Source organism: Mycobacterium sp. DL99, assembly GCF_004762045.1.
Classification (GTDB): Bacteria; Actinomycetota; Actinomycetes; order Mycobacteriales; family Mycobacteriaceae; genus Mycobacterium.
Genome location: NZ_SJOM01000007.1, coordinates 5,661,458 through 5,667,464, shown reverse-complemented (window position 1 = coordinate 5,667,464; position 6,007 = coordinate 5,661,458). Strand labels below are relative to the sequence as shown.

Here is a 6,007-nt window from a genome sequence, read left to right as displayed (position 1 = left end):
GACTCCACCTGCGCTGCATCCAATGACGGCCGCACGGTCTCGCGAGCCTTGGCGACATCGGCCGCGGTGACATCGGCGGCATCGATGGACCGGCGCATCGCCGTCAAGGCCGCCTCCCGCAGCAGCGCCGCGCAATCGGCCGCGCTGTAGCCATCCAGCTCGGAAGCCAGGGCGTCGAGGTCGACATCGGGGGCCAGCGGAATGGATTTGCCTGCGGTGCGCAGGATTTCGCGGCGCGCATCGGCATCCGGCGGCTCGACGAACACCAGTTTCTCCAACCGTCCCGGCCGCAGCAGCGCGGGGTCGATGAGGTCGGGGCGGTTCGTCGCACCCAGCACGACGACGTCGTTCATCGGTTCGATGCCGTCGAGTTCGGTCAGCAGGGCGGCCACCACGCGGTCGGTCACCCCGGAATCGAAGCTCTGCCCGCGCCGGGGCGCCAGCGCGTCGATCTCGTCGAGGAACACCAGTGACGGCGCCGAGTCACGCGCCCGGGCGAACAGTTCGCGCACCGCCTTCTCGGATGAGCCGACCCACTTGTCCATCAGCTCAGCACCTTTGACGGCGTGCACCGAGAGCTTCCCGGAACTCGCCAGGGCCCGCACCACGAAGGTCTTGCCACAGCCGGGCGGGCCGTACAGCAGCACACCACGCGGTGGCTGCACGCCGAGCCGCTGGAACGTGTCAGGGTGCTGCAGCGGCCACAACACCGCCTCGGTGAGGGCCTGTTTGGTCTCGACCATGTCGCCGACGTCGTCGAGCGTCACCGAGCCGACCGACACCTCTTCGGTCGCGGACCTCGACAGCGGGCGGATCACGGTCAGCGCCCCGGCCAGGTCCTCCTGCCACAGGACCGGTTCGTTGCCGTCGGCGCTGGCCCGCGATGCGGCCCGCAGCGCGCCCTCACGGACCAGGGCGGCCAGATCCGCAACCACGAAACCTGGTGTGCGGTCCGCGATCTGACCCAGATCCAACTCGGCGGCCGGCACGCCGCGCAGCAGCACCTCCAGCAGCGCCTTGCGGGTGGCGGCATCGGGCAGGGTCAGGGCGAGCTCACGGTCACACAGATCGGGCGCCCGCAGTCGGGGGTCCACCCCGACCGGAACGGCCGACGTCGCGATGAACGCCACGCCGCGGGTTCCCACGGCCTCACGTAGTTCGGCGATGATCAGGGCCGCGACCGGTTCGGGGCCCCGGTCTGTGGAGGCCGGCAGCAGGGCGTCGATGTCGGAGATCAGCAGCACCCCACCACCGTCGCGCACCGTGGCGACCGCGTCGGATATCCGGCGCAACCGGTCGTCGGCGGCCAGTGCCCCCACCTGCGGCCCGTCGAGTTCCACCAACCGCCGCTCGGCGCACACCGTCCGCACCATCGTTGCCTTGCCGACGCCGGCGGGACCGGTTACCAGAACACCGAGATTCGGTGTGGCGCCCAGGGTTTCGAGAAGTTGAGGTTCATCGAGCGACAGCTTGAGCCATTCGGTGAGCTTGCCGGCCTGGGTATGGGAGCCCTTGAGGTCATCGAAGCTGACCGCCGGCTCGGCGCGCGCGGGGCTGATCGTGTGCGCCCCGGTGGAATCCGATGTGCTCGGCTCGAGGCCCGATCCCCACGACACCACCGAATTCGGTTGAATGCTCACGGGTCCGGACGGATCGACCCCCGTGACCGTCAGCAGCTCCGAGGTCCAGGTGATGCCCACCGAGGACGCCAGCGCCGCAGTGGCCGCCGAGGTCGACGTTCCCGGCCCCAGATCGCGGGGCAGCAGCGACACCGTGTCGCCGACCGTCATCACCTTGCCCAGCAGCGCCTGGCGCAGCGTCGCCGACGAAATCGAGTCGGTCGCCAGCCTCGACCCGCTCACCGTGACGGCCCTCGCGCCGTACACCGTCACCGGCGCGACGATCACCGTGGCGGTTTCGCGCACCCCGGCGTTGGACAACGTGACGTCGTCGAGCAGGGCGGTTCCGGTCGGGGTACCGCCGGGGGCGATGCCGACGACTGCGGCGGTGGTGCGGGACCCGGTCAGCGAGATCGCGTCCCACTCGCGGATTCCCAGGGCGGCGATCGCCTCCGGATGCAGCCGGACCACCCCGCGACGCGAGTCGAGTGCCGAGGTGTTCAGCCGTGCCGTCAGACGCAGATGCCCGAGCGCGTGATCCTCATCGACCTCGAGCTGCGACATGTCAGCGGCCCGGCTTCCGCAGTCCCAGGCGGGCCATCGACCGGCGGTGCGGCTGTGCCCGGCGAATCGCGCGCCGCGTCGCACGGCGCTGTTGCGGTTTGTCGTCCCATGATTCGGGGTGGCTGGCCACCCACTTCTTGGTGCGTACCGCGAACGGGATGTGGATCACGTAGGCCACGATGATCACCATGATCACGATGTAGCCGTAGAAGACGGACGCCGCCACGCCGATCGCGACCAGGGCGAGCAAGGGCGCCACCATGTTCGGCGGCACCGCGAACGTGTGGATCTTGCGCATCGGGATCCGGCTGACCACCAGCAGCGAGACGCCGATCATCCAGATCGACACGGCCCACTCGCTGGTCCACCAACCGTCGCCGAACTGCATCTTGGCCGCCAGCGGTCCGATCGCGCCGAGCGCACCCGCCGGGGCGGGCATCCCGACGAAGTACTCCTTCTCGTACGCAGGCTGATCCACGTCGAGCAATGCGTTGAACCGGGCCAGCCGCAACACGATGCACACCGCGTAGAGCAGCACCACGATCCACCCGACCCGCGAGTGCGACAGCAGGGTGCCGTAGACGATGAGGGCCGGGGCGACACCGAAATTCACCGCGTCGGCCAGGGAGTCGATCTCCTCGCCCATCTTGGAGGTGGCATTGAGCATCCGCGCGACCCGGCCGTCGAGCGCGTCGAGGATCGCTGCGACCGCCAGGAACGCCATCGACTCGGTGGGCCGGTTGTCGAGGGCCATCTTGATCGCCGACAAGCCCAGGCAGATGGCGGCCACCGTCATGGCACTGGGCAGCATCCGCACGCTGAACGGCGGCGGTTTCATGCGTCCCTTGATCAACGACGGGGGTCGCATGCGGGGTTTGATCATGGCAACTCCGCCAGGACGGTTTCTCCGGCCAGCGTCCGCTGGCCCCGGGTGACGAGCAGTTTCGAACCAGCAGGCAGGTAGGTGTCCAGCCGGGAGCCGAACCGGATCAACCCGTAGGTCTCGCCGATGTCGAGCTTGTCGCCGACGTGCGCGTCGCACACGATGCGCCGGGCGATGAGCCCGGCGATCTGCACGGCGATCACCTCGGCACCCTCAGGGGTGCGGATGACGACGCTGTTGCGTTCGTTGTCCTCGCTCGCGGCTTCGAGCTCGGCCGAATGGAAGCGCCCGGGGCGGTGCTGCACGGCCACCACGTCACCGCCGATCGGCGCCCGTTGCACATGTGCGTCGAGGACCGACAGGAAGATGCTGATCCGCGGCCGCGGGGTATCGGGCAGGCCCAGCTCGGCCGGTGGGACGGCGTCCTCGATCAGGCACACCAGCCCGTCGGCGGGGGCGACCACGACGCCGGGGCGGGTCGGCGGTACCCGGGGCGGGTGGCGGAAGAACGCCGCGTTCGCCCCGGCGGCCAGCAGGCCGGCCCGTCGCACCCAGCGGTGCTTGCGGCCCAGGGCCGCGACGGCGAGGCTGGCGCCGACAAACGGTAGGCCCGCCGAATGCATCGGCGGAACACTGGATCGCACCAGCGCCGCAAGGCGTTCTGGTCCGGACTGGAGGTCGGGGCGTCTGGCCATCGGGAGGATTCTACGTGCGGGCGGCGTCGGGATTGCTAGCTCAGGTCCCAGACGGGAACCGTCGACCCGGCCGTGAGTTCGGTGATGTCCTCGCCGATCTCCAACAGACAGTTCGCCGAGGCGAGCCAACGCAGATGATGCGAGGCCGGCGGACCGTAGCTGCTCACCGAATCTCCGGTCAGCACACCCCGCCGGAACTGCCGTTTTCCGCGCGGCGACGTCAGATCTTCGGTCAGCTGCGCGGTGCGTCGCGGCCGGTCGGGTTCGGCGAGGCCCATCGCGGCACGTAACGGTGAACGGACGAACACCTCGAAAGAAACCAGCGCGCTGACCGGGTTGCCGGGCAGCGTGATGATCGGCACTCCGTCGACGGTGCCCGCGCCCTGCGGCATGCCGGGCTGCATCGCCACCTTCACGAACTTCACCTGATCCGACAGTGAGTCCTTGACCACCTCGTACGCGCCCGCGCTCACCCCGCCGGTGGTGATGATCAGATCGGCATCGCCGGCGTGCGCGGTCAGTGCGGCGCGGAAGGCGTCGACGTCGTCGGCGGACATCGGGGCGATCGTCGCCTGGGCGCCGGCGTCGCGGACCGCCGCGGCCAGCATCACCGCATTCGACTCGTAGATCTGGCCCGGTTGCAGTTCGGTGCCCGGAGCCACGAGCTCGGTGCCGGTGGACATCACCATGACACGTTGCGGCGGCAGCACGGGCAATGTGGCCAGTCCCAGCGCCGCGGCCAGTCCGAGAGCGGCCGGGGTGATCACCTGACCGGCGCGCAGCACCGCCGTCCCCGCGGTGACGTCCTCACCGGCACGGCGGATGTGCTGGCCACGGGCGGCCGCGCGGATCGTCACCGTGTCCGTCGCCCCGTCGGTGGCCTCGACCGGGACCACTGCGGTGGCACCGGACGGCAGCGGAGCCCCGGTCATGATGCGGTGCGCGGTTCCCGGCTGCAGCGTCAACGGGTCCGTGCGCCCGGCCGGGATGTCCTCGGCGACCGGCAACCGCACCGGGGTGTCCTCGGTGGCGCCCGCGACGTCATCGGCGACGACGGCGTAGCCGTCCATCGCGGAGTTGTCGAAGCCGGGCAGGGAGAGCGGGGCGACGACATCGGTGGCCAGCACCAGTCCGAGCGCGTCGTTCAGCGGAAGATCTTGCGGTGCGCGGGATTTGATCAGACCCGCGACCACCTTCTGGTGTTCTTCGACGGTCCGCATCATCACACCGGGAAGCTGACGCCGGTGAGCTCTTCGGACACCGCCCACAGCCGGCGCTGCAACTCCTCGTCATGCGACTGCTTGCTGGAGGTCACGAGCTTCGGGTAGCCGCGGAGTTCCCGGAACCCGTCCGGTCCGTAGTACTGGCCGCCCCGCACGCCGGGATCGGTTGCGGCGCGCAAGGTGGCCAGGGCGCCCTTCAGCGCGCTGTTGACGAGGAGGGTGGTGATCTTGCTGACGCCCGGCAGCCCGGCGCCGGGGATGTGCCGCGTGAGTTCGGTGTCCGAGATCCCAGGATGAGCGGCCACGGCGATCGTCGGCTCGTTCTTGGCAGCCAGACGCCGCTGCAGCTCGTAGGTGAACAACAGGTTCGACAGCTTGGACTGCCCGTACGCGGCGACGCGGTTGTAGCTGCGTTCCCACTGCAGGTCGTCGAAGTGGATGCCGGCCTGGATGTCGTGGGCGATGCTGGCGACCGCGACGACGCGCGATCCGTCCACCGGGAGCAGGTGATCCAGCAGCAGTCCGGTCAAAGCGAACGCGCCGAGGTGGTTCGTGCCGAACTGCAGCTCGAAACCGTCGATGGTGGTCTGCTTCGGCGGGTACATCACGCCTGCGTTGTTGATCAGCAGGTCGATGCGCGGATAGGCGGCCTTGAGCTCGTCGGCAGCGGTCCGGACCGAATCCAGCGAGCCCACATCCAGCTGCTGCAGTTTGAGGTCGGCCTTCGGTACGGCGGCGGTGATCTGGTCGACGGCCTGACGGCCCTTGTCCAGGTTGCGTACCGCGATGACGACGTGCGCGCCTCTGGTGGCGAGCACACGGGCGGTCTCGTAGCCCAGACCGGTGTTGGAGCCGGTGACGATCGCGACCCGGCCGGACTGATCGGGGACGTCGGCCTCGGTCCATTTGGAATTGGCGCTCATGAGTGTTGAACATACGGAATCTGGGTGCTGGACGGCACCCCGGCGCCATAGCAGTCTGGGAGCCATGCGGAACCTGCCGGCCGTCCAACCGTGCCGCAGA

The 6,007-nt window shown here is 69.4% G+C and carries 5 protein-coding genes; all 5 read right to left on the bottom strand.

Going from position 1 to position 6,007, the window contains the following annotated elements; genetic code table 11:
* Positions 1-2,183, bottom strand: a 2,183-nt coding sequence (locus EYZ64_RS27730) for an AAA family ATPase (protein WP_135460296.1), incomplete at its 3' end; no start/stop codon positions are given.
* A gap of 1 nt (position 2,184) precedes the next feature.
* Positions 2,185-3,066, bottom strand: a complete 882-nt coding sequence (gene pssA, locus EYZ64_RS27725; RefSeq protein WP_286175169.1) for a CDP-diacylglycerol--serine O-phosphatidyltransferase — start codon at positions 3,064-3,066, stop codon at positions 2,185-2,187.
* On the bottom strand, positions 3,063-3,761 hold the full coding sequence (locus EYZ64_RS27720; protein ID WP_135458621.1) for a phosphatidylserine decarboxylase: 699 nt from the start codon (positions 3,759-3,761) through the stop codon (positions 3,063-3,065). The genes pssA and EYZ64_RS27720 overlap by 4 nt, the downstream gene beginning before the upstream one ends.
* Positions 3,762-3,796: 35 nt before the next feature.
* Positions 3,797-4,981 carry a molybdopterin molybdotransferase MoeA gene (gene moeA / locus EYZ64_RS27715; RefSeq protein WP_135458620.1) on the bottom strand — a complete coding sequence of 395 codons (1,185 nt, stop codon included), beginning with the start codon at positions 4,979-4,981 and terminating at the stop codon, positions 3,797-3,799.
* Positions 4,982-4,983: 2 nt separating this feature from the next.
* Positions 4,984-5,907: an SDR family NAD(P)-dependent oxidoreductase gene (locus EYZ64_RS27710; RefSeq protein ID WP_135458618.1), complete on the bottom strand. Its 924-nt coding sequence runs from the start codon at positions 5,905-5,907 to the stop codon at positions 4,984-4,986.
* Positions 5,908-6,007 lie beyond the last annotated feature (100 nt).